This is a genomic window from Bacillus songklensis (assembly GCF_042649685.1).
Lineage (GTDB): Bacteria > Bacillota > Bacilli > Bacillales > Bacillaceae_H > Bacillus_BA > Bacillus_BA songklensis.
The window spans coordinates 53166-77798 of the sequence record NZ_JBHRZT010000067.1; the positions used below are offsets into that span (position 1 = coordinate 53166).

Here is a 24633-nt window from a genome sequence, read left to right on the forward strand (position 1 = left end):
ACGACCGCAGGAATGCTCCATTCCATCTTTCTTTATTATTTTTTAAATAGTTGGTTTAACCGTTCACTGATTTGGGTAGATACAATAATATGCTCGATTTATTAAAGTAAATGGCTTGCTTATACCTTTACGTTTTGCCATGTAATATCAAACAAAACATTTACAATTTCTTTTGCAGGAAGGTCATGGAAAGTAAACCATTAGATGAAAAATGGCTTAAGTTGTTGAAAGAGTTAGTGGAACCCGGAATATCGAAAGAAGAATTTAAGGGTTTTTTAGAAGCCAAAAAAGCTTCCAAAAGGGATTGAGAAGATGGACAAAGATAAAAGGTAGAAAGAACTATATAAGTCTAACTTAAGTTTTTTAATCTCTGTCATCGAGTCTTGTTCTATTTGCGTTTTTTTGTTCTCTCATCTTAAGCAGACTTACAAAGGTCTTCGAATTTATATAGTAGACAAACCCTTTATGAACGAGATTACATGTCTAATTACCTAGGGGATGATCAGCTAAAAGAGAATTCGGAAGAAAAATATAATAATAATTATTCGATAGACATAAAGTGACATTATTCTCCGGTTTTTATTTGGTAAAATATTCATAAAAAGACAAACGAATTGGAAGACGGGGAACAAAGCCAAGGGCCTAAGGAATATGTCCCACGGTAACCTGGGTATTTGATAAATTGGGGGAAGGTTACAATGTCAAGTCGGATCGATGTCTTGGTAAAAAAACTGGATGAAGAATGGATTGAACTCATTCAAATGGCACGTGAAATGGGAATAACGATTGAGGAAATTAGAGAATTCCTTGCTAGCGAGAGTAAGAAATAAAAAGAAATCCTTGTTTATCAGGAGTTTTTGAGATGGAACATATGGTAGAGGGTTTCTGTTTCTGAATTGATAGGAACAAAAGGTATATGGACAAGGGATAGAGGGAATCCTAATTGGATGGATTGACTTCCTTCTGGCAACAGTGTTTCAATGCTGAATAAAGATATTGACACATCCAAAAATGTCGATATAATCAACACCATGGACTATATAACAATTTTTAAAACGTTAGCAAATGATACTCGTTTGCAAATCTTACGATGGTTAAAAGAACCTGAAGTGCATTTCCGTCCACAAGCGCATATGTCTAAAGGAAGTGAGTTTCCAGGAGGCGTTTGTGTAGGAGATATTCAGGAAAAAGCCGGTTTATCACAATCCACGACTTCCCAATATTTATCCATGCTTCAACGGGCAGGGTTGTTAGAAGCAAAACGCATTGGACAATGGACTTATTACAGAAGAAACGAGGAGGCATTTCAACAACTGTCTCATTATTTTAGGGAGGAGTTATAAGCTGCTCTTTGAACAATGTCTCATTGTTCATTTTTTTAGAAGTTTATATCGGTAATTCCCGATATATAAATATAAGGTGTAAAAGTGAAATGAGCTTGATTTAGTTCTTTAAACAATGGCACATGATAAATATTCATTTATCACGCATAAGTAACTTTCTGAAAGTAAAAGTAAATAATAAAAAATGGGGTTTATATCAAATGAAAGTAAGTGTATTAGATTAATCATGCAACAAGCATTAGATCTTTATGTAAAAAACTTTAAACTATCCGATCGATTGGCGGAACCAAAAGTTCTGGCGGCCATGAAAGTCATTATGGCAGATACGGATTAACTTAGATTGCTTATCCCATTAAGCAATATGTTAGACACATATACAGGTATATGTATATAATAACATTTGAATTAATATATCTTGAATTAAATATAAATGGCGGAAAGAAGTGTGTACTATGTCATTGAAGATAAAGGTTTATTCAGACTATGTTTGTCCATTTTGTTTTTTAGCAGAAAAACCGCTTGAAGAGGCCGTAAAAGGGAAAGATGTAGAAGTGGAATGGATGCCTTATGAGCTGCGCCCATACCCTAATGAAACGTTGCGACCTGAAGGAGATTATTTACAAAGTACCTGGAAACAATCGGTGTATCCAATGGCTGAACAGATGGGGGTTCACATTGTGCTGCCGAAAGTATCGCCGCAACCGTATACTCATTTAGCCTTCGAGGGGTACCAATATGCAAAGGAAAAAGGGAAAGGCAATGAGTACAATGACCGTATGCTTCGTGCTTTCTTTCAAGAAGAACAAGATATTGGAGACATCGATGTTTTAACAAAACTAGCGGGTGAAATTGGATTGGATGAAACAGAATACCGAGCAGCCCTAGAAACAAGAAAATACAAAGAAGAACATCAAAAAGCCCTTCAACATGCCTACACAGAAGCAAATATCACGGCGGTCCCTACGTTTGTGATCGGCGGTACGACCATCGCAGGTGTTCGTTCAAAGGAAACCATTGAACAAATGATTAATGATGAACTAAAAAAACAAAAACCTGACCTTTTAATAGAAGGGATGGCCTGTGGAGTAGATGGCTGTTAAATAGAATGTTTTTATTCGCAATGGAACATACTATGGATTGTTTTTTATATAGGAAGGAGTTTTATGATGGCTGAGACAAACCGATTATTTGAAACAGTCAAACTAGGCAGTACTACATTAGACAACCGTGTAGGTGTTGCTCCAATGACACGTACGAGCGCGACACCTGAAGGGTTGGCAACGGATCAGATGGCATCATATTACACAAAATTTGCCCGCGGCGGGTTTGGACTCATTATTACGGAAGGTATTTACCCCGATGACAAGTATAGTCAAGGATATTTGAACCAGCCAGGAATCATTAACGATGAGCAAGTGCAGGCATGGAAAAAAGTGACGGATTCCGTTCATCAAGAAGGCAGTAAAATCTTTGCTCAGTTAATGCATGCAGGAGCCCTTTCTCAAGGAAACCGTTTTGTAAAAGAAACAATCGGTCCTTCTGCTGTTCAACCGAAGGGGGAGCAATTGGGGATTTATGGTGGAGAAGGCCCTTTCCCAATGCCAAAAGAAGCGACAAAAGACGATATTGCAGAGGTTATTAAAGGTTTTGCTGATGCTGCCAAACGGGCAAAAGAGGCAGGATTTGACGGAGTTGAGATTCATGGAGCCAATGGGTACATCTTGGACCAATTCCTGACAGATTATATGAATCAACGCACAGATGAATACGGCGGTTCGACAGAGAATCGTGTTCGCCTGCTGGTGGAGGTTGTTCGAGCTGTTCGTGAAGCAGTTGGACAGGACTATACAGTTGGAATCCGTATTTCACAAGGAAAGGTAAATGATTTCCATCATAAGTGGGCGGGTAAAGAAAATGATGCCGAAATCATCTTTGGCCAATTAGGAAATTCTGGTGTTGATTTTATTCATGTTACAGAATATGAAGCATGGCAGCCTGCTTTCCCGGAAGGTGAGGGTACAAGTGCGTTAGACTCCACCTTTGGTGATAAGGGTGTTACTCTTGCAGCGCTGGCCAAAAAATATGGAGAAGTATCGGTTGTAGCCAATGGACATCTTGAGAATCCTGACAAGGCTAGAGAAATCATTGAAAAAGGGGAGGTTGATGTTATTACAATCGGTCGTGGAGCTCTTGCGAATGGTGATTGGGTAAACAAAGTGAAGAATGGTGAGCCATTAGAAGAGTTTAACCCGGAAAAAGTCTTAAGCCCGGATGCGAAAATCAAAGATTTTGAAGCGTGAAAACAGTGAAGAATGGGTAAAAGCTCTTGGGAAGAGAGAGAAATAAGAAGGGAAGGTTGAACACAGATGCCGTTTATTACAGTGAAGGTATTAGAAGGAAAGACGAAAGAACAAAAAAGGGAACTTGTAGAGAAAATGACAGAATTGGTTTCCCAAACATTTGAGGTTGAAAAAGATCGTGTGTTTATCTTCATTGAAGATTTGCAAAAAGATAATTACGGAAAACAAGGAAAACTATTTTCAGATCTTGAGGCTTGAATAAGAGAGAATGGTAATATGATTGCCTGGCCATCATAGCAGCCATTCCTGCGATAAAGGTCGTATGTTGACCAACAAATTGATGGTAAATCAACGGTAACTTTAAACATACTAAAGGTATGAGAGATTTGAAAAACTAAGTAAACGGACTCCATTCATATTTCGACAATGGCTATAGGATCAGTAGAAGAGGCTTTTGGAGGCTGGCACATTTAAGGAGGAATTCACGTGGAAAATAAATTAACTTTTCATGTAGCAGGGAATACCAAGGGAATGCAGACGGTAGTAAAATCCGGGAATCACACGATTACGATTGATGAACCCCCAACTATGGGTGGACAAGATACAGGAGCCGATCCATTAACAACATTATTAAGTGCCCTTGCCGGCTGTGAAAATGTAGTGGCAAACGTAGTGGCTAAAGAATTAAATTTCGATTTACAAGGAATAGAATTTGATATTAAAGGTATTTTGGATCCAAGAGGATTCATGGGTGATCCGAATGTTAGGCCGTATTTCGAGAAAGTAACGATTCATGCAAAGGTTAAAACGAGTGAGTCCCAGGAACGAATCAATGAGCTGCAAAGAATAACTGATTCTCGTTGTCCCGTTTACACCACTCTTAAGGCGGCTAATGTTGAACTGGAAACAAATTGGACAAAGGCATAATAAATTGATGGCAAATTCAAATTTGATAGAAGAATGTTGATACAAAATAACAGTGGAGGGTGACTCAAACGGAGGGTGACTCAAACGCATTGTTTTTTATGCCTTTGAGCCACCTGCTTTTTTTCTTTGACAAAAAGCGTGTTTTATTTATGTTTTCTCGAATTTTCGCTTCGTTCGTATTGCAGCCGAAATGGCAATGACAAGCCCTCCTGCTGCATCGGCGGTTAAGTCAATCATTGTGTCTGTATTTCCGCCGCCTTGCATTGTCATGTCGAAGAATTGGTCTCCGCTGAACTCATAGATTTCCCAAAGTACGCCGCCAAGCACAGCGAATGATAGCACGAATAAAAAGACAAGCCAACAGGATATATCATGGCGTGCTTGTTTGTGCGTCATCCGTTCAAACAGGGCAATGGCTACAAAACCAAGGAGAGCGCCGCTTAAGAAGTGCAAGAATGTGTCCCACCAGCCCAAACCATAAAAACCTAAAATAGAGCCCAAAAATTGGGATCCAAATATGAATGCCAAGTATGAAAGCATGATGGGCATGTTAAATTTAATCTTTGTAAAACGCACTAATATCAGTGGTACAGCTCCACATATAATACCACCTATGGCTATTAAATAACGGTAGGAGTCATCTTTACTAAAATAAAAGACGAACAAAGCTGCCATGAATAGAACATAAATTAAACTAATAATGATGATGACTTTGCGTTTCACCTGTTTCACCTCTTTACAAACAATTCCTATATAGAGTATTGCCTTTCTGCACTAAATAAACCCAATCTTGCTTAACTATTTATGTATAAGCGGTTGCCAAGCGACATTAAGGGTTCTTGTCCACCGCTTATATGAGAACCTTTTTAGTTTATTCTTGTTTGCGTAGTTGGTTCCGTCCTTATTGTTGTTTCGTCTAAAAATAGGTTAAAAGAGGAGGAAATCGCGGCTTTAGAAGAGAAAGCATAGAAGAGGATCATACATAGTAAACCAAAATGAGGTTCAAGTACCAACATATTTTTTAAGGAAAGGAAGTATTCTAATGCAGTTTGATCCAACTCAACTCAGTACAAAAGAAGTTTATAAACTATTAATCGGTTCTGTTGTCCCGCGGCCAATCGCCTGGGTATCAACTATATCGGAGGACGGGTCCTTAAATCTCGCACCTTTTAGCTTTTTCACCGTAGCGTCAAGGCAGCCGCCGATGCTATGTATTTCCATTGGACCGGGAGTTGGAGAGAGGGAAGGAACGGAAAAGGATACACTTGTTAATATCCGTTCCCAAAAAGAGTTTGTCATTAATGTTGTCCCATCCTATTTAGGAAATGAAATGCAAAAAAGTTCGGAAAACTTTCCAAGTGCAGTGAATGAATTCGAGGCCGCGGGTCTTACGGCGATTAATAGTGAAATGGTTAAGCCCAAGCGGGTAAAAGAAGCTCCTATTCAAATGGAATGCCGTTTAGAACAAATCATTCCCCTCGGGAGCGATCATTTAATAATTGGGAAAATGGTTTACTACCATATTCAAGATGAATACTATTTAGGAAACTACAAAGTTGATTTAGAAAAGTTGCGGCCTCTTGGAAGGCTGGCAGGCAACTATAGTGAAAGCACTGAATTTTTTTCTTTGCCAAAATAAAGTCAGCCCCCGCTCGTTAAAGCTTTAACATAGCGGGGGCTGCTCTTTTCATAAACGGGGTTATATCAACAAAACGGAAGCCCTTTAAAGGCTTGGCACCAAAATATATGAATACTATTTAATTTTTTAACATCAAGTTTCACCCTTGATCCTCTTATGTCTCTTCTGGTTTTCTCATCTCGAATCAACGAAAAAGGTTCTCATATAAGGCTTTGTCAAGAGACCGTAAGGTAAATTGGCAAAGCCTTATGCGTAAATAAATGGACATGGATGCTCTTTATCCATGTCCATTTATTTATGTGGATTTATATATCCAAATCAATATGCCAAACTGAATAACCCTTTAATGTGAGACAGATAACGAACATTGCTCGCTTCCTTCATTAATGATGCCGGTAAACCTTTCAATTGGGTTTTATTCCCGCCGATCGTACCGATTGCATCTTTACGTCCAAGGCTGCCCAATGTTCCAGAAAAGACAGGTGTAAACTCTTCCATTGTACCGCCCTTAAGGTAAGCGAATAAGTTATAGCCGACGGTTTCGCCCATTTGCCATGCTAACTGTGCTGTAGGGGGATATGGTCGTCCTTCAGGCCCCATAACGACTGCGCTGTCACCGGCAAGGAATACGTCCTGATGGGATGTGGACTGAAGAAACTCGTTTACGAGCGCACGTCCGCGATTCACTTCAATTCCTGAATTCGCCACCACAGAATTACCTTGAACGCCGCCTGTCCAGACCATCGTTTTCGTTTCAATCGTTCTGCCATCCTTCAACTCAACAGCAAATGGTTCCATCTTCGTAACCGGTGTACCTGTTATAAATTCCACACCGCGCGCCGAAAGGCTGGTCTGTGCACGTTCTACCAATTCAGCCGGGAATCCTGGCAGAACAGTCGGTGCTGCTTCTACGCAATATAATGAGATCTCTTTATGATCTACACCGTACTTACGGCATAACTGCGGCATTAAGTCAGCAAATTCACCGACTAGTTCAATACCAGTCAGACCGCCGCCTCCCACCACAATGGTCCCGTCTGCTTTATTTTTCGTTTGGCTGTATTCGCCAATACAGGATTCAACATGTTCACGCAAACGATTGGCATCGTCTACTGATTTAAGAATAAAGCTATGCTCTTGAAGACCTGGAATGCCAAAGTAAGCGGTTTCACTGCCGAGTGCTACCACAAGTAAATCATAGTTCAGCTTCGTACCATCAGCAAGAGAAACTTGATGTTCATCAGGGGAAATCTCTTGGACACTACCAATCTTCAAATCAATGTTTTTGCCGCGAAGCAATTTTTCCAGCGGCAATGCGACAGCCTTTTCTGACAAGTTACCTGCAGCCAGACGATGTAATTCCGTAATGATTTGATGGGTCGGAAAGCGGTTCACAACCGTAATGGAAGCTTCATCAGCGCTTAAATGTTGACGTGTTGTCAATGCGCTGAGCAGGCCGCCATAGCCTCCGCCCAAAATTAAAATTTGTTTTGCCATAATCCATCCTCCGTTCATACTTTTATGGAAATCAGGAAAGCCTTACCGTTGTTTTTGTTGTTCAGACATGATATCTAAATATGCCTGTGCAAAGCGGAATAGCTTTTGTACTTGCGGATCTTTCAGCATTTTCAATAAACCAAACAGGCCGATCGTTGTTTCCTGGTTTGCTTCTGCCCGATCATTCGCTTCAATCGCTGCAGCCGCAACTTCCTTCACTTTTCCTTCCACCGGCTTGACGAATTCCTGCATACCGCCCATCAAATCGTCAAATAGCACGCGATCTGTCAGGAGAGATTGTGCAACATCGTATGATTTGGTGAGAAAGGTCACCATTTCCGCCAGCTTTGGCAGATTTTCCACAAGAACCGTCAAAGATTCTTGCACTTCCGGTTTCAACAACTGATCAAGAACATCTACTTGTCTACTATTTACTGCTGAAGATGTGGCTTGGCTTTCGACAGAAGAAGTTTCTTGTACAGGTGGTTTTTGAATCGTTGCTTGAGACATAGAAAAAGTCCTCCTTTGCTGTATATTGTTGCCATATGTAGTTTGGCCCCTGCTTCATACAGAGGCAAATATAGGGCTTGCCAGTTCGGCTAAAAAAATATATATCATTTGGAATTGTGAAATCCCTCACTTTTATTATTTTAATTCTATTGTAATATAAAAACAACCGATTTGTTGAAAAATGTAAAAAATTCTGATTGTTGAAAGGAGTTATCTGATTCATTGAAGGCTTCTATATAAATCCATATAAATAATGGGACATGTCCCATTATTTACGCATAAGCGGTTGCCAAGCGACACAATCGAGGATTTACGAGATCCTGCAAACTCCCTCTGGAAAAATCGAATTGGCTTCACCTTTATTAGCGGAAGATGTCAAACGTCTTCGCCAAGCGATGAAATCCATCTCGGATACGTTACTTTTAGTAGGACGAATCGATCATGAAGGAATATGATTGGAAGCCGTTCGAAAAAAATTTAACCAAATGAAGACTTAAAAGGTAAACTTTTTCAATGCATTTATATACAAGATCGTATAAATAAAGGAGAGGGGATGTGATAAATGAGTCATCCTTACTTAATGGAAGCTGACGGAGATTGCGAGAAATATAGCAGCGGAATGTATGCAGCTGCACGGCGGTTATGGATATATGGAAGAATAGTTAAAAATAATCTTTTGGACGGCCTCCATTTTTATTGCCTGTTGCTTTTTGTTCGTTTTGTCGGATAAATCCCGAAAAAATTGTACAAACAATATAGGTAATTGTGATTTATTTTATTATTATAATTATTATAAATATTAATACAAAACGATTTCGGTTGCTTCTTTCTATGTCTTTGGAGAGGACATGTGTATTTTATTTAAGGGAGAAAATACAATCTTTTTAATAGCGGTGTTTGAAAAGAGGGGTAAATCCTGAATAAATCCTGGATTTATTCCAACCATCAATGAGGGGGTATATGAAATGTCAAGCAAAACATTAAATCGATTTTTGAAAGAAAATTTGGGGAATTTACGAGGAAAAGGACTTTACAACGTCATTGATCCGGTAGAAGGTCCAAACGGTCCGATGATCACCCTTGCAGGCAGAGAGCTAATTAATTTATCATCCAATAACTATTTAGGTTTAGCAACAGATCGACGGTTAATAGAGGCTTGCTTAGAAGCAACGAAAACATATGGGGTCGGAGCCGGTGCCGTTCGTACTATCAATGGAACGTTAGATATTCATGTCAAATTAGAAGAAAAGCTTGCCGAATTTAAACATACAGAAGCAGCCATTGCTTATCAATCGGGATTTAATTGTAATATGGCCGCCATTTCTGCAGTGATGGATAAACATGATGCCATTCTTTCAGATGAACTGAATCATGCCTCCATCATTGATGGATGCCGATTATCTAAAGCAAAAATTATTCGCTATAACCATTCCGACATGGAGGATCTACGAATAAAAGCACGTGAAGCAAAAGAGTCCGGATTGTATAACAAAATCATGATTATTACCGATGGAGTGTTCTCGATGGATGGGGATATTGCCAAGCTTCCTGAAATTGTGGAGATCGCCGAAGAGTTTGATTTCATTATATATGTTGATGATGCGCATGGTTCGGGTGTATTAGGTAATGGTGCAGGAACGGTAAAACATTTTGGGTTATCGGATAGAGTGGATTTCCAAATTGGAACATTATCCAAAGCCATTGGTGTTGTAGGAGGCTATGTAGCAGGAAAGAAAAATTTAATTGATTGGTTAAAAGTGAGAAGCCGTCCATTTTTATTTTCAACAGCTGTCACGCCGGGAGCGGTTGCAGCTTGCATCGAAGCGATTGACATTCTCATGAATAGTTCAGAGCTTCAAAATAAGTTATGGGAAAATGCAGATTACTTGAAAAAAGGGCTGAAAAAATTGGGGTTTGACATCGGTAGAAGTGAAACACCGATTACACCTTGCATCATAGGGGATGAAGCGAAAACGCAACAGTTCAGTAAGAGGCTGAATGAAGAAGGTGTGTATGCTAAATCGATCGTATTTCCTACCGTTCCAAAAGGAACAGGCCGGGTACGAAATATGCCGACAGCCGCCCATACAAAGGAAATGCTGGATCACGCATTAACCGCTTATGAAAAAGTAGGCAAAGAAATGTCGATCGTTTGAGCATGAATTTCCTGATGCAACACAGAAAAGCCCTCGAATCTTTATGGGAGTGTACAAAAAAGCCGGTCCCTAAATGGAACCGGCTTGTTGTTATCGTGAATGGAAAATGCCGCATTTGCCGTTAATTTAATATAATGAAGTTTTAAACCACCACTCCTCAAAGTGGGTGTTCGCAGAAACGTTTCTGTCGTCCTCTGTCCATTAATGGGAGGCGTGACATTCCGGTTTCAATATAAAACTCCCTATATCAGCATAAAGGTTAAAACTTATTATCATCACGTACAATGCAGCTTGTATATACATATTACAGGATACACAACTTATTTGCAAGAGGGAAATTTTACTAAAATAATGGATAACGCAAACATTCAGTGTGTCGTAAATAGACAAACACCCGCTCCCTTCTTGACAAAGGGGAGCGGGTGTTTGAAAATTCGATGGAGCATAGCGGGATCGAACCGCTGACCTCTTGCATGCCATGCAAGCGCTCTCCCAGCTGAGCTAATGCCCCGTTACGTCGTTAAAGTCTTGCATATCAGCGACCTGAATTTATAATACTATAAAATAAATTTGTTGGCAATCCCTAATTTGGCTATATTTCATTTTTTTTTTTATTCCAGCGCTTTGTGAAAATGGTCAGCTGATTGTTGCTGTATGTTAGAGAGGACATGGGGAATCTTGCTATGAACGGGCTTACAAAGGTTGTGTGGATTCATATATTTGTATTATAACTTTTCTACATAGCTTAAATCTATGCTATTGTAATAGAGAGAAGGATATTACTTATTAATCATGATCATCATTTTTTTAAGAGGGGATGATACATATTGGCAGAGCGTAAAAACGTCAAAAAGGATTTTAAGCTGATCGCATTGGATATGGATGGAACGCTGTTGGATGAGAATGGAAAAATCTCCGAGGCGAATCGTGAAGCGATTGCGCAAGCCCAGGAAAAGGGAGTTCATGTCGTGTTAAGTACAGGCCGCTCCATTTTTACTTGTCGTGAATTTGCTGAATCTCTTAAACTCTCTTCTTATCTTGTCACGGTAAACGGCAGTGAAATATGGGATTGTTCAGGGAATTTGTTGGAGAGAAACATACTTAACGCCGAGCATGTTCAAATGATGTGGGAGTTAACGAATACACATAAGACCCGTTTCTGGGCTGTTACAAGCGAGAAGGTATGGCGTGAAGAATTTCCGGAGGATATCTCCGCACAACAGTGGTTAAAGTATGGGTTTGATATAGACGATAATGAAGTGAGAGCCATCATTTTAAAGGAACTTTCTAAAAATGCCGGGCTTGAAATCAGCAACTCCAGTCCGACTAATATTGAAGTAAACGCAGTGGGAATTAATAAGGCAAAAGGGCTTAGGAATGTTTGCGGCAGACTCGGTATATCGATGGATGAAGTCATCGCGATGGGGGATAGTCTTAATGATATTGCCATGATTAAGGAAGCCGGCTGCGGTGTGGCAATGGGAAATGCACAAGATATCGTAAAAGAGGCCGCGGACTGGGTAACGGGCACGAACGCGGAAGATGGCGTGGCCCAAGCAATCCGGCATTGGGTGCTGTAAAATCAGCAAGGAATAACGATAACAAGGTACTGCTGATAAATCAATGTTTAATCAATACCTATTTATATAAATCCATTTTCATTTTTCGACATCAGCTTTGGCTTTTTAAGCTACTTACAGTTTTTCTGTCTTTACATCTTGAATAGGCTGAAAAGGTGAAAATCCGACATGGCCGCTTTTTGCCATGTCGGATTTTCAATGTGGATTAATATAGAATGAGCCTTACAATGAGGAAGTAAAAGGGTCTGCCCATAAGTTCTGAAAAGAAAGAAATCCCGTTTTTAGGAGTCGTTACAACTTTTGGATAGAAAGGGATAAAGTTCTTTTCGGTTTACTCGTGGCCTTTTTCATCACTTCAAGAAAATAATGGTCACCGCTGGGATTTTTAAATTGTAAAAGTTGTAAAGTGGCTTTTACATCATCCGTTGATAATCTCTTATATCCTTCATGATTACTCCTGGAGGTCTTTTTTACGTTCGCTCGCCTTTTGATTGCCGATTCATTTTTTTGATTTACACTTTTCTTTTCCAACACTACTTTTCCACCATTTTTTCTCCCGCAACTCCCCCAAATCCTATTTTTCTTCTATTTAATAAGTAGGGACAATTATGGAAGGAAAGGTGAGATGGAAGATGAGTCGATTGCTATTAGAGGATAAACCATTGATCGTATTGCCGTCGCTTGCGGTAGAGGTGGGGCTGAATGAGTCGATTTTTTTGCAGCAGCTTCATTATTGGCTGCAGGGAAGCCCCAATGAACGGGACGGCCATGTGTGGGTGTATAATACATATGAGCAATGGCAGGAACAATTTCCGTTTTGGTCGATTAGTACCATCAGAAGGATCGTCGCGAAACTGGAAACGAGCGGCTATATTATTTCATCCCAGTTCAATAGCTGCAAAACCGACCAAACGAAATGGTATCGAATTGATTATTCAAAGTTCCGGGAAGCGGACAGTCCATGTGTTCAAAATGGACAGGGGGATCATTCGAATTGGACCGACGATTCGTTCACATTGAACAAATCAATACAAGAGAATACTTCAGAGAATACCAACAGAAAAAAAGATGATGAAGAGCGCGGGCCGGCATTGTCGATAAAAGTTGATGAGAATAAGACTTGGCAAGCAGAAAGCGGGATGGAATCGTCCGATATGGCAAACTATGCGATGGTGCTGGAGAGGAAGTTCCTTAAGCGAAGGGGGCGTGGCCTGTATCCGAGTGCGAAAGATTTGCAAGCCATTCAAGAAGTGGTTCATAGCGGTATTTCTTGTGAAGATGCCATCATATCGATGAATGAGGCGTTTGATGCATACAAGCCCAAATACCCCGGGGATGCGATTCATGCCTTTTCTTATGTGAAAGAACATATCTTTAGACAAGCCTATTTGAAAAAGGAACGGGAACGGGCGGCAACAGCAACGGGGCAAAAACATATGGATTTTTCCCGGTGTTCCATCAAAACCCATGATCGCTCTAAAGCCGTGAGAAGGGAAATGGTCCCTGCCTGGCTCGCAAACCCGCAAGCAGAACGGGAGAACCCTGGAAATCAATCTGATTTTGAAGAAGAAAAAATGAAACTCATGGAGGAGCTCGCACAATATAAGAAAAAAGAAACGTTTGTTCAAAGCGAAAGGAGGAGAAATCATGCCTCCAGCTAGTACTTCTATACAATTTGTCCTAAAAACAGGTAAATATTTGTGGGAAAGTACCGGTAGAGAGCAGGATGCGGCCGGGGAATCCGGGAAGGCTAATCTGCGGTCTCTTGATCCAATTTCATCAAACTGTAAAAAAACCAGGCGATGACGGCACTCACAAAGAGGCATACCCCGAAGCTGACAAAAAAGGCTGTATGCATAATATATTCATCAATCCAATTCAACATAAAATCACCTCACTGTTTTTACTTAGTATGGGTGAAAATGAACCGAGACATGCAAAATGGTCTTATGGGACTTATATAGTTTCTGTTGATTGTTACTTTCGGTCAATTGACAATTTTTTCAAATTGTGTCCGTTGAAATAAGATTTTTAGAGTGTTATTTTAAAAAAGTGAACCGGTTCATGGGGAAATTTTCTGGTATTTGTGAGGTACAAAAAAGGAGAGATGAAACCATGGCAATTGAACGGAAGACAGCGAGTACAGCGGAGCGATATGCGAATCTCATCCCTATGAAAGAGCTTCGTTCGACCGCAGATCAACTATTTCCTTTTTCTATCTATCATACTTTACGACAAGAGACACCTGTCAGGTATGATGAGTCCCGAAGCTGTTGGGATGTGTTTCGTTATGAGGATGTTCATTACATCTTAAAAAATCCGAAGCTGTTTTCCTCTGAGCGCGGGGGAGGAAACTTGCAAGGAAGCATTCTGACAATGGATCCACCGAGGCATACAAAAATGAGAAATTTGGTGAACAAAGCGTTCACTCCCAAAGCGGTAAAGGATTTAACAAAAAGAATAGAAGATGTGACTCTTTATTTAATCGATCAAGTCAAAGAGAAGGGGACAATGGATCTTGTTCATGATCTTGCCGGTCCGCTTCCTGTTATTATCATCGCTGAATTACTGGGAGTCCCTGCAAAAGATCGGGAACTTTTTAAAACCTACTCTGATATTCTTGTGGCAGGAGCCGAGGATGATTCGGATGAATCCTTCCAAATCATGACACAAAAGCGCCGGGAAGGAAGCGGATTTTTAAAGGGCTATTTCAAGCGAATCATTGAAGAGAGAAAAACCAGTCCTGAAGATGATTTAATTTCGCTATTGTTAGCGGCCGAAATCGATGGCGAAAAATTAACGGAAGAAGAGCTGCTTGCTTTTTGTGTTCTGCTGCTGGTTGCAGGAAACGAAACAACAACCAATTTAATTACGAATGCCGTCCGCTATATGACTGAAGATGAAAGTATTCAGGAACAAGCCCGGGCTAATCTTTCGTTAGTACCAAATTTAGTAGAAGAAACGCTTCGTTTTTATCCTCCTATACAAGCAATAGGCCGTGTTGCAAAGGAAGATATTGAAATTGGCGGCCAAATGATTCAAAAAGGGTCACAAGTTGTTAGTTGGGTAGCCGCGGCCAATCGGGATGAACAAAAGTTTGAAGAGCCTGACCGTTTTCTGTTAGATCGTCGTTCCAATCCACATTTAGGGTTTGGATTCGGCATTCACTTTTGTTTGGGTGCACCGCTTGCACGCCAGGAGGCAGCCGTCGTCCTCTCTACACTATTAAGTGCTTTCTCCAAAATAGAAAGAGTGGGAGGGGAAACGCTGGAGCCGATTCAAAGCCCGTTTGTTTTTGGGGTGAAAAGATTTCCTGTGGGATTTACTGTCTGATCCATTCTTTTGCTAAAAGAGTGACGAAATGCCGATGGTAAAAGGGGCTTTTAATGAAGAGGGTGTCCGAAATGTACAAAGAACATACTTTTGGGACACCCTATCAAATGATTTCATATAGAATAAACTACAAAGAAAGTGAATCCAGCGCGAGTGAAGTCAGCAAGCCAAGGGCGGTAATAAGCCCGACGACAGGGCCTCCTTCCTGGTATGCTTCAGGCATCATGGTAGATGCCACCATCGCGATGATACCTCCGCCGGCAAAAGAGGCGATGATGGCGGTCATGCTGGCTGAAGCTCCCTCAAGGAAAGTAAAGCCTCCCAAAGAGCCGAGAGCTGATATAACAAATACGGAAGACCAAAGAAAAAGAATTTTCCTTTTAGAGTAGCCGCTCTTCTTCAATCCGGTCGTGCTTGATATTCCCTCCGGAATATTGCTCATGAAAATGGCAATGACGAGAAGCCAGCTCACCGCTTGTTTTTCAATCAAGCTTGCCCCGATCATGATTGATTCGGGAATGGCATCCATAACCGTTCCGGCAAAAATGGCGAGTCCCGAATTTCCGGGTGCATTTTCACCTGAGCGTTTCCGATTTTCTCCCCCCTGTTTGGAAATGAACAAGTCAAAGAGGGTAAACATTCCTGCACCAATCAGGAATCCAATGGAGGTTTCTTTCATGCCCGCGTCGTCCATGGACTGTCCTAGCAGTTCATAAGCGGCAGCGCCGATCAATATGCCTGTCCCAAAAGACATTATATAAGCAATGGCCTTCTTTTTAATGGGTAGAAGAAGGGCCAATAGGGCGCCAATCAAAACGGCAGATCCGGAAATGCCTCCCCAAAGCATTGCATTCCACACGTAAATTCCCTTCTTTCCTTGTCTTTTTCCATATTTTTACCCGTTTTCGCGATAAAAAAACTTATGCAGTAGGTGAAGGAACAAGGCCCGACACATAAACAGCGGCTTCTTCTTATAAATTCAGTACATGTTTCTTAAAGAGGCGGGGATATTATCCATATCTATATAAGAAGGAGACAACATCGATGGATTATAAAATGTTTAGAGCGATCAATCGGCTGGCAGGCCGTTATTCTGTTATGGATGAACTGATGATATGGATTTCAAATCGGGTGCGTTACGTGTATATATTTCTGCTCGTGTTCATGTGGTTCCGAGACTATTCTTCTAAAAAAGCAAGTAGACATGCGGGGGTATCAGCACTGCTTTCTCTTTTTATTCACGGTTTCATTAAGCGGGTTTATTTTAAGCCGCGGCCATTCGTGAAACGGCGTGTCGGGATATTGATTCCTTCAAAGAGGGATTCTTCCTTTCCGAGTAAACATACGATTCTTGTGTTCGCTGTATCCACTTCTGTCTTGCTTCGTGAACGTATGCTCGGAGCCTTCATGTGGGGATTATCGGTGTTAACGGGATTATCACGCATATGGGTAGGACATCATTATCCGTCCGATATTGTCGGAAGCGCCCTCATAGGCAGCGCTGCAAGTGTCGTGGTTGACAAAAATTCACGTTTCTTTGATGCTCTTGTTTATCGAGTGATGGATATGTTCAATAAAAGGATTCCATAAAACGAGCGAGAATGAAGCCGTCATGGATGCGATAAGAAAATTTCAAATGTATAGGAGGGTGTCCCATAAGTCTCGAATTAATGATAAAAATTGATCTTTACTGAAAGGACCCGTCACGGAATCCTCTGATTTTGCTGGATTTTCATGATGGGTCCTTTCAGGAGGCTGACTCAAAAGGTATGGCTTTTTATACCATTTGAGTCAGCCTCTCTTTTTCTCGTTCTGATGCCAAGAAATCGATGATTTACTCTTTTTCCTGGCAGCTTATGTTTTTATTTGCGTAAACCATTCAACCTGCGCCTTCTTTTTCACAGACCATTCATAAGCAACGCAAGCCCGGGATCCGGTCCCCAAAACAAAAAAACTTGTGACATATTGACAGAGAATATATTATATGTTAATAAAAATAATGATTAGCACTCGAACCGATAGAGTGCTAATCGATTGAACATCTGGCTTTGCAGACATCTTTACAATTATTTTTACTGCGTTAATGGAGTGTTCACACAGTAGGAAATTGAAAGGAGAGATCTTAATGGCAAAAAAACAGTTTAAAGCAGAATCTAAAAGACTATTAGACATGATGATTAACTCCATTTATTCTCAGCGGGAGATATTTTTGAGAGAGTTAATTTCTAATGCGAGTGATGCGATTGACAAAATCTATTACAAAGCATTAACCGATGATACTTTAAGTTTTGACAAAGATAATTACTACATAAAAGTGGCTGCAGACAAGGAAAACAGAACATTAAAAATCTCAGATACAGGTATTGGAATGACAAAGGAGGAACTTGAACATAACCTTGGAACCATTGCCAAGAGCGGCTCTTTAGCATTTAAAAATGAAAATGAATTGAAAGATGGGCATGATATCATCGGTCAATTTGGAGTTGGATTTTACTCCGCTTTTATGGTAGCTGACGTTGTGACTGTCACCAGCAAAGCTTTAGGCAGCGATGATGCTTATAAGTGGGAATCCACGGGTGCAGATGGATACACGATTGTGCCATATGAGAAAGATTCAGTTGGCACAGAGATTATTCTAAAAATCAAAGAGAATACAGAAGATGAAAACTATGATGAGTATCTGGAAGAATATCGATTAAAAGCGATCATCAAAAAATACTCTGACTTCATTCGATACCCAATCAAAATGGATGTTACCGGAAAAAGACCTAAAGAAGGCAGCGAAAATGAATTCGAAGATTATCGTGAAGAACAGATTATCAACAGTATGGTTCCGATTTGGAGAAAGAATAAAAATGAGCTGTCTCCTGAAGATTACGAGAAATTTTATTCGGAAAAGCATTACGGTTTTGACAAGCCGATCAAACATATCCATATCAGTGTCGATGGTGCCGTAAGATATAACGCGATTTTATTTATCCCGGAGAAAATACCTTTTGACTATTATACAAAAGAATATGAAAAGGGATTAGAGCTTTATTCCAATGGTGTATTAATCATGAACAAATGTCCGGACTTACTTCCTGACTATTTTAGCTTTGTCAAAGGAATGGTCGACTCCGAAGATTTATCTCTTAACATATCCAGAGAGATGCTGCAACATGATCGACAATTGAAGCTGATCGCAAAAAATATCAACAAAAAAATAAAAAGTGAATTGCAAAGCTTATTAAAAAATGAAAGAGAGAAGTATGAAGAATTTTACAAATCCTTTGGCAGACAGCTAAAATACGGCGTGTACAGTGATTTCGGAAGCCATAAAGACGTCTTGCAGGACTTATTGATGTTCTACTCCTCCAAAGAGAAGAAGCTGGTAACGTTAGATGAATATGTATCAAGAATGCCTGAAGATCAAAAATATATTTATTACGCTTCCGGGGAATCGTACGAAAGAATAGAAAAACTGCCGCAGGCAGAGCTAGTATTAGAAAAAGGATATGAAATCTTATATTTCACGGATGATATAGACGAGTTCGCAATCAGAATGTTAATGACATACAAAGATAAAGAATTCAAATCTGTATCAAGCGGTGACTTAGGTATTGAGGCAGAAGAAAATCAACATGATACCAATTCAGAAGAGAATGAAAACAAAGAACTCTTTGACTATATGAAAAACCTATTATCAGACAAAGTAAAGGATGTAAGGGCATCAAAAAGATTAAAGACTCATCCTGTATGTTTGGCTGCTGATGGCGAAGTAACGATCGAAATGGAAAAGATACTGAAATCCATGCCGAACAACCAACATATACAAGCTGACAAAGTGTTGGAAATTAATATAAATCATGAGGTATTCCAATCATTAAAAAATGCTTTTGAACAAGATAAAGAGAAATTAAATTTATATACAAACCTATTATACAATCAAGCACTTTTGATTGAAGGATTAGCGATCAATGATCCAGTAGAATTTACAAATGATATATGTAAAATAATGGTATAAACTTCTCCAAGGAATCCGATTTTGATCATTTAATACCTGCATTTTCCCATAAATGAATAACAGCCTCGTATAGAGATTAATTTATCGGGTTTTAACTCGTTAAAAAAGAGAACTGACTCCTTAATGGAATCGGTTCTCTTTTTTTAGCTCTCCCATGTAATCTTAAATAAAAGCCTTCTGCGAAAGAAGCTGTTGAGCGACAATATATCCTGATCCACCATTAATTCCATGTCCTGGCCAGGTTGCTGCACCGTTTCCTTTATCCGACCCTTCTAATAGGCCAATCGATATATTAAAAATCTCTCACAAGGATTCTTTTCATATAAACCCGGCAGTATGACTTCCTTTTTCAATTCAAAAGAGGGATGGTTTTCTAAAAAATAGATAGATTCCTCTGATGCATAATATAAAATCAGCTCTATTTCCCGTTCTGATTTTTCCACTGAAAGCAATATATTGTTGATGACATTCATAAAATTTGTATCGACAACGGATTAAAAAAATAAAACCGATTGTCTAATGGATCAATCTGGTACTCTTCTGCCAAGCAACAATGGAAATGAATTTTACCTTTACTATTTTTAGCTTTCTTCAAATAACGATTTCGATTTTCAACTGCTTCTTGATAGAAAGTCTCATTCATTTCTATCCCTACAACAACCATACTTCCGCATAAATTCCACTTTTTTAAACTAACCGGCCACGTTCAATAAAAAAAGAGTCATTCCTTGTTAAAGAAATGACTCCGTTTCGTTTTTAAAAAAAATCTAGTTCATTTCTTTTGTAATCATTGTAAGACTATCCGCAGATAGAGCTACCTCTCCAAATGCTTTCCCTAATTCATTTACTACGTTTACAAAAGAAAGAAGCTCATTTTCAATCTTGCTATTTTGGATTTTAGTTTCACCCATCGTTTTTAAAATCTGTTCAAAATGGTCTTCTGTTTCTTCCATGCTCTTGTTTCCATTTTTGGCCTCAACTCTTATCTTTTCGAGGGATTGTGTTAGCTTATCTACTTGGGTATTAGTATTTAAGATAAGAGTTGATACGTTCTTTACAGATTTCTTCGTTTCTTCAGAAAGTTTTCGAACTTCATCAGCTACAACAGCGAATCCACGGCCGTGTTCACCTGCCCTTGCTGCTTCAATCGCTGCATTTAGAGACAGCAAATTAGTTTGATCCGCAATAGCCGTTACAATATTGACGATCTCTTGCATTTGTTTCGATATTTCTAATAATACTTGTACATCACTTGATATATCATTCACAGAATGGTGAATGTTTGATATATTCATATTCTGTTTATGTAACTGTTCTTTACCCTGCCGGGCGCGTTCTTCGGCAAGAATAGATAATTCTGCTCCTACATTTGCAAGAGAAACAATTTGGCTGGATTGGGAAGTTAGTTGTTGAAAAGAAGCATTGGTCTCTTCTGAGATCGCAGCAAGATTTTCTGAAGCACTTGCCACATTCTCTCTTATCAATACCTGCTGTTCTTCGACTTCTCTTTTTAATCTTTCTGCTTCATCATCGTATGCTTCTAAAACTAATTGTTGTTCCAAATTCAATATTTTTGATACTGCTCTTAATGCAAGAAGACACTCTTCTTTTTGCAGTAAATTTTCTTCAATAATATTCATGAGCGACAAAAATAAGTCTTGAAAGGCACACATGTACCATTTTGTTTGGAGGCCGATTCGAACATGGATATGAGCAATGCGAACTCTTTTTTCAAAATAGGCTCCATCTACTACCCCATCAAACATTTCAGATATGTGTTTTTTAAGCGTGTTTTTTAATCTTTCAATAGAACTGTTATCATTAATAATGTTTAATAAAGATGGTTCGTTCTCTAGGTTCTGATAAAATCTATCAACGATGTAATCAATTTTTTTAATAACAAACGGTTGTATACTGTTAATTACCTTCAGATCTTCTTTTGTAAGTCCTATCATTTGAATTTGCTTTTCTACATCACTGCCTCCGCTTATGTTTAATTCAGCTCTTCCTTTTTCTATGCTTAACTTTTCTGACTTTTGTTTTGCTTTTTTAAAAATCAATTAAGACTCCCCCTACTTTAGTCATATATAATTAATATCGGCACATATAACGTTATTTTACATTTGAAATAGTGTAAACATTGCAAAATGCAGGACCTTAGTGTCCATACGACTTGAGATATCACCGGAACTATTGGGACTATAGCCGGCGGAATACGGATCTGTTATCGGAACGGCTGTTTTACCAAGGATAGAAACCATTATCGGCTCACTCATCGGCTTCAGCTATGCCGACTACCATGTTGGAAACGGTGATGGATGTAGCATAGGTTTTAAACATTGTTTTTTGTCAAAACTAAAGCTGCTTCTTCTAGTTCTCTCAATATACGGCTCAGATCAGTAAGAATTCCCCCTAAATCTCGTAATATGGGTAGAGATTCTACATTTCGCATATCTAAGAGGCATAGTGACTGAATAGAACGCGCCCCTTCAATGCTAGCCATAAGAATGCACAAAGATTCTTTCGAAGATTCAAGAATTACCTTTCCAAAATGGGAAATACAAGAAGCTGTGGATTCTATGGCAGGTTTGATTCCTTCTACATTTGCATACTCATTTTTAAACTCCTTCGCTGAACGTAAATCGACCAAACCTTTGTATATTTCACGAACTTGAATCGTAATATATTCTAATTGCTTCATACCGATGGTAATATGCGCTAATCTTGTTCTTGCTTTCATGAGAAATGGACTATATTTTAGACTTTGTTGCGCTAATCGTACCGTTTGAATACACCGTTCTGTTTCCTCCACTAAATCTCCAATTTCGTTTCGTTCCATATGAGTTTTTTCAGTCGTTGCTCTCAATAAAGTTACTGAACTCTTAAGAATGCTTGAAGACCGTTGACTAAGTACCAAGATACTCTGTTCAGCGGCTGGCATAGTATTGGGAGGGAAAATAAGAGCATTAATGATAATAGCTATTCCCGATCCGATGACGGTTTCAATTATTCTTCCCGCCGCATACCCTTGGTTATGACCAAAAGCAAATACTAATAATGCACTAACTCCAACCTGTGATATAGTCTGGGGATTTAAATGCATGGCTGTTGGAATAGTCATTGCAATGAGTATGAGCATAAAGATGGTACTAGCACTAATTTCAAAAGTATGCCAATGACCCATTGATACAGTAACCGCCACACCCAAAATAATTCCCGTTATTCGATATGAGGCTTTTTTTAAAGAGTCAGCAACGGTTACCTGTAAAGTTAAAATGGCAGCTAGCGGGGCGAAATATGGATATTGGTTTTGTGATAATAGTGTGGCCATCCACCAAGATACTGCCGCTGCAAGAGCAGTTTTAATTACCTGTAAGGTAAGTCCTAATTTAATCAAAATTTCCAGATATTTTTTCATTATTAAATACCTTCTATATATTTAACTAATTATGTTGTAAAAGTGGTGAAAAACGAAATGTTTACATTCTATGTCAAGCATTGATGGCAAGAAAGCCTCTTCGCAATAATAGGAGGTTTGCTTGCCTTATATCCATATAATCCGACTTTTTAGTCTCGTTTATGCAAGTACCTAATTACGTATACCATATTCATTTAAAGTTTACATAATCAATCTTTATCAGCGATTAAAGAGGGAGTCATTCCCTGAAGGCTTTTGAGTCAGCCCCTTGTTTCACCTTATTTTGTTGACATACGTCGTATTATCGGACGTTAATGGCTGTTCTTTGCGCATATCTAGTCATTTATTTTGTTACAGGAGTACAAACAAAAAATACAACATGACCATACAATATAGTACTCTCTTATATTTTTGTTCATATTTTGATGAAATTTAGGGTTTGCACCACAACCATAGCTATAATTACCAACACCTTTTCTAATTTAGATCAATGATAAAGGAGATATTCAATATGGGATTTAATAATCTTCATCCAATAGAGTATGTAAATACTCCGAATAAATATGTAGCCCTGACATTCGATGATGGTCCTGATCCTATTTATACAGATAAGATTTTAGATATCTTAGGAAAATATAACGCAAAGGCTACTTTTTTCATGGTAGGAAAACATGTTGATCTGCATTATACGGTTGCAAAGAAAGTTAAATTAAGTGGTCATGAAATAGGGAATCATACGTTTAATCACCCTAACTTAAAGGAGATAAATCGAAAAGAAATAAGAAGGGAACTAAAGCTTACGGATAAGATATTAAAGCGTTTAACCAAGAATAAATGCAACTTATTTCGCCCCCCCTTTGGGTCTTATCATGATGAAGCGCTCAAAATAGCCGATAAGATGGGATACAAAACTATCCTATGGACTAAAAGCTTGGACACACGGGATTGGAAGAAGAATAGAAGTTGGGCTCAAATTTACGCCCTGGTAATTGATAATATAAAGCCAGGGTCAATTGTTTTATTTCATGATTCATCGAATAATGGTAATGGTGATAGGTCGGAAACCGTTACAGCATTAGAAAAAATTATCATACAACTAACAAAGGAGAATTATCAGTTCGTAACAGTATCTGAGTTATTAGAGAAACAGAAACAAAAACAAAAAAAAAAAAGACCTATCACTCGTCTATTATAGATGGTTCTGATGCAAAAAGAATCAGATATTAACTAATAAATGCGTCCGTTTCATTCGCAGTTAAATCCTTTATGGTGAACTTTCGTGATGAGAACCATCTATAACGTTCGGTATTTACACTGTATGAATCCACATAAATCATGTAACATGGACAAAAGCGGTCCATGCTACATGATTGAGAACCTTTTGAGTCTATTCAGGATGCTCAAACAAAGGAACATAAACAGGATAACAAGCGATAGATGACGTTAAAAAATTAAGTTGGAGTTATATAAATCCAACTTAATTTTTTAACCTCTGTCACCGGGCTTTCTTCTATTCTCGCCTTTCTGTTCTCTCATCTTGAATGAGCTTACAAAAGTCTTCGTATAAGCGGATGGCAAGAACCCGTAAGGGAGATTGGCAGCCGCTTATGCGTAAATCATTGAACATGAGCGTTTTTTGCTCATGTTCAATGATTTATGTGGATTTATATAAAAAAAGCCAAATTCCTGCACGTTAAGGAATTTGGCTTTCATGTAACAATGGTTCTCATATATCGATAGGACATATATCTCTCCTGCTCATTACTAAAACGACTTATTTGTTCAGATATTCTTATGAAAATACATATACATACATAAAAATTCAAAAAAAAAAAAAAAAAAAAAAAAAAAAAAGCTGTGTTAAAGAACTTTGTTGTTATTTACGATTTCCAAGGTTGCCTGTATGGGGCGTATTGAAAAAGCT

At 39.0% G+C, this 24633-nt stretch carries 23 protein-coding genes, 1 tRNA gene, 1 other RNA gene and 3 pseudogenes; 16 read left to right on the top strand and 12 right to left on the bottom strand.

All coding sequences use genetic code 11. The features are described 5' to 3' along the window. Window positions 1-185: 185 nt before the first annotated feature. The 7 genes from ACFOU2_RS15430 (at window position 186) to ACFOU2_RS15460 (ending at window position 4570) form a co-directional block, all read left to right on the top strand. Entirely contained in the window at window positions 186-308 is a 123-nt protein-coding gene (locus ACFOU2_RS15430) for a hypothetical protein (RefSeq protein ID WP_377916627.1), read from the top strand. A 390-nt stretch (window positions 309-698) separates the two neighbouring features. Then, a complete protein-coding gene (locus ACFOU2_RS15435; RefSeq protein ID WP_377916629.1) occupies window positions 699-830 on the top strand; it encodes an anti-repressor SinI family protein in 132 nt (43 codons plus the stop codon). A gap of 201 nt (window positions 831-1031) precedes the next feature. Then, window positions 1032-1343, top strand: coding sequence for an ArsR/SmtB family transcription factor (locus ACFOU2_RS15440; protein WP_377917006.1), 312 nt, complete (start codon window positions 1032-1034; stop codon window positions 1341-1343). 452 nt (window positions 1344-1795) lie between these two features. Next, the gene (locus ACFOU2_RS15445) at window positions 1796-2443 is read left to right on the top strand and encodes a DsbA family oxidoreductase (protein ID WP_377916631.1); all 648 of its coding nucleotides are present in this window, start codon (window positions 1796-1798) and stop codon (window positions 2441-2443) included. 66 nt (window positions 2444-2509) lie between these two features. Next, entirely contained in the window at window positions 2510-3643 is a 1134-nt protein-coding gene (locus ACFOU2_RS15450; protein ID WP_377916633.1) for an NADH:flavin oxidoreductase, read from the top strand. 66 nt (window positions 3644-3709) lie between these two features. After that, window positions 3710-3901, top strand: coding sequence for a 2-hydroxymuconate tautomerase (locus ACFOU2_RS15455; protein ID WP_377916635.1), 192 nt, complete (start codon window positions 3710-3712; stop codon window positions 3899-3901). Window positions 3902-4129: 228 nt separating this feature from the next. Further along, on the top strand, window positions 4130-4570 hold the full coding sequence (locus ACFOU2_RS15460; RefSeq protein WP_377916637.1) for an OsmC family protein: 441 nt from the start codon (window positions 4130-4132) through the stop codon (window positions 4568-4570). Between the two features lie 147 nt (window positions 4571-4717). Here the strand turns inward: ACFOU2_RS15460 and ACFOU2_RS15465 are convergent, their stop codons facing one another. Further along, the gene (locus ACFOU2_RS15465) at window positions 4718-5293 is read right to left on the bottom strand and encodes a hypothetical protein (RefSeq protein ID WP_377916639.1); all 576 of its coding nucleotides are present in this window, start codon (window positions 5291-5293) and stop codon (window positions 4718-4720) included. A 319-nt stretch (window positions 5294-5612) separates the two neighbouring features. On the opposite strand from ACFOU2_RS15465, the gene ACFOU2_RS15470 reads away from it, so the two are divergent. Further along, window positions 5613-6209: a flavin reductase family protein gene (locus ACFOU2_RS15470; protein WP_377916640.1), complete on the top strand. Its 597-nt coding sequence runs from the start codon at window positions 5613-5615 to the stop codon at window positions 6207-6209. A 318-nt stretch (window positions 6210-6527) separates the two neighbouring features. Here the strand turns inward: ACFOU2_RS15470 and ACFOU2_RS15475 are convergent, their stop codons facing one another. Both ACFOU2_RS15475 and ACFOU2_RS15480 read right to left on the bottom strand, forming a co-directional pair. Next, window positions 6528-7706: an NAD(P)/FAD-dependent oxidoreductase gene (locus ACFOU2_RS15475; RefSeq protein ID WP_377916642.1), complete on the bottom strand. Its 1179-nt coding sequence runs from the start codon at window positions 7704-7706 to the stop codon at window positions 6528-6530. Window positions 7707-7748: 42 nt separating this feature from the next. Beyond that, window positions 7749-8216, bottom strand: a complete 468-nt coding sequence (locus ACFOU2_RS15480; protein ID WP_377916644.1) for a DUF1641 domain-containing protein — start codon at window positions 8214-8216, stop codon at window positions 7749-7751. Window positions 8217-8797: 581 nt separating this feature from the next. Between ACFOU2_RS15480 and ACFOU2_RS15485 the strand changes: the two are divergent. Both ACFOU2_RS15485 and ACFOU2_RS15490 read left to right on the top strand, forming a co-directional pair. Continuing rightward, window positions 8798-8875: pseudogene (locus ACFOU2_RS15485) on the top strand (acyl-CoA dehydrogenase family protein); the annotation flags it as partial. Window positions 8876-9181: 306 nt separating this feature from the next. Then, entirely contained in the window at window positions 9182-10372 is a 1191-nt protein-coding gene (locus ACFOU2_RS15490; protein ID WP_377916646.1) for a glycine C-acetyltransferase, read from the top strand. A gap of 102 nt (window positions 10373-10474) precedes the next feature. Here ACFOU2_RS15490 and ssrS read toward each other — a convergent pair. Both ssrS and ACFOU2_RS15500 read right to left on the bottom strand, forming a co-directional pair. Next, window positions 10475-10668, bottom strand: a non-coding RNA gene (ssrS, locus tag ACFOU2_RS15495) — 6S RNA. Between the two features lie 142 nt (window positions 10669-10810). After that, a tRNA-Ala gene (locus tag ACFOU2_RS15500) sits at window positions 10811-10883 on the bottom strand. A 313-nt stretch (window positions 10884-11196) separates the two neighbouring features. Here ACFOU2_RS15500 and ACFOU2_RS15505 point away from each other — a divergent pair. After that, entirely contained in the window at window positions 11197-11952 is a 756-nt protein-coding gene (locus tag ACFOU2_RS15505) for a Cof-type HAD-IIB family hydrolase (RefSeq protein ID WP_377917008.1), read from the top strand. Window positions 11953-12243: 291 nt separating this feature from the next. Here the strand turns inward: ACFOU2_RS15505 and ACFOU2_RS15510 are convergent, their stop codons facing one another. Then, window positions 12244-12486, bottom strand: a complete 243-nt coding sequence (locus ACFOU2_RS15510; protein ID WP_377916648.1) for a hypothetical protein — start codon at window positions 12484-12486, stop codon at window positions 12244-12246. 98 nt (window positions 12487-12584) lie between these two features. Here ACFOU2_RS15510 and ACFOU2_RS15515 point away from each other — a divergent pair, with 98 nt between their 5' ends. Further along, window positions 12585-13613, top strand: a complete 1029-nt coding sequence (locus ACFOU2_RS15515; protein ID WP_377916649.1) for a hypothetical protein — start codon at window positions 12585-12587, stop codon at window positions 13611-13613. Window positions 13614-13702: 89 nt separating this feature from the next. On the opposite strand, the gene ACFOU2_RS15520 is transcribed toward ACFOU2_RS15515, so the two are convergent. Next, window positions 13703-13834: a hypothetical protein gene (locus tag ACFOU2_RS15520; RefSeq protein WP_377916651.1), complete on the bottom strand. Its 132-nt coding sequence runs from the start codon at window positions 13832-13834 to the stop codon at window positions 13703-13705. A 233-nt stretch (window positions 13835-14067) separates the two neighbouring features. Between ACFOU2_RS15520 and ACFOU2_RS15525 the strand changes: the two genes are divergently transcribed. After that, a complete protein-coding gene (locus ACFOU2_RS15525) occupies window positions 14068-15285 on the top strand; it encodes a cytochrome P450 (protein WP_377916653.1) in 1218 nt (405 codons plus the stop codon). A gap of 127 nt (window positions 15286-15412) precedes the next feature. Here the strand turns inward: ACFOU2_RS15525 and ACFOU2_RS15530 are convergent, their stop codons facing one another. Continuing rightward, window positions 15413-16144, bottom strand: coding sequence for a ZIP family metal transporter (locus tag ACFOU2_RS15530; protein ID WP_377916655.1), 732 nt, complete (start codon window positions 16142-16144; stop codon window positions 15413-15415). A gap of 185 nt (window positions 16145-16329) precedes the next feature. Here ACFOU2_RS15530 and ACFOU2_RS15535 point away from each other — a divergent pair, with 185 nt between their 5' ends. Continuing rightward, a complete protein-coding gene (locus tag ACFOU2_RS15535; RefSeq protein WP_377916656.1) occupies window positions 16330-16875 on the top strand; it encodes an undecaprenyl-diphosphatase in 546 nt (181 codons plus the stop codon). 535 nt (window positions 16876-17410) lie between these two features. Next, the gene (gene htpG / locus ACFOU2_RS15540; protein WP_377916658.1) at window positions 17411-19291 is read left to right on the top strand and encodes a molecular chaperone HtpG; all 1881 of its coding nucleotides are present in this window, start codon (window positions 17411-17413) and stop codon (window positions 19289-19291) included. A 272-nt stretch (window positions 19292-19563) separates the two neighbouring features. On the opposite strand, the pseudogene ACFOU2_RS15545 reads toward htpG, so the two are convergent. The 4 genes and pseudogenes from ACFOU2_RS15545 to ACFOU2_RS15560 all read right to left on the bottom strand — a co-directional run. After that, window positions 19564-19964, bottom strand: a pseudogene (locus ACFOU2_RS15545) (SAM-dependent methyltransferase); the annotation flags it as partial. 94 nt (window positions 19965-20058) lie between these two features. Further along, window positions 20059-20586 carry a methyl-accepting chemotaxis protein gene (locus ACFOU2_RS15550; RefSeq protein ID WP_377917010.1) on the bottom strand — a complete coding sequence of 176 codons (528 nt, stop codon included), beginning with the start codon at window positions 20584-20586 and terminating at the stop codon, window positions 20059-20061. 234 nt (window positions 20587-20820) lie between these two features. Next, window positions 20821-21351 (bottom strand): annotated as a pseudogene (locus ACFOU2_RS15555) (protoglobin domain-containing protein); the annotation flags it as partial. Window positions 21352-21623: 272 nt separating this feature from the next. Then, window positions 21624-22709 (bottom strand): FUSC family protein, encoded by a 1086-nt coding sequence (locus ACFOU2_RS15560; protein ID WP_377916660.1) that lies wholly within the window; start codon window positions 22707-22709, stop codon window positions 21624-21626. A 511-nt stretch (window positions 22710-23220) separates the two neighbouring features. Between ACFOU2_RS15560 and ACFOU2_RS15565 the strand changes: the two genes are divergently transcribed. Then, window positions 23221-23904 (top strand): polysaccharide deacetylase family protein, encoded by a 684-nt coding sequence (locus tag ACFOU2_RS15565; protein WP_377916662.1) that lies wholly within the window; start codon window positions 23221-23223, stop codon window positions 23902-23904. Window positions 23905-24633 lie beyond the last annotated feature (729 nt).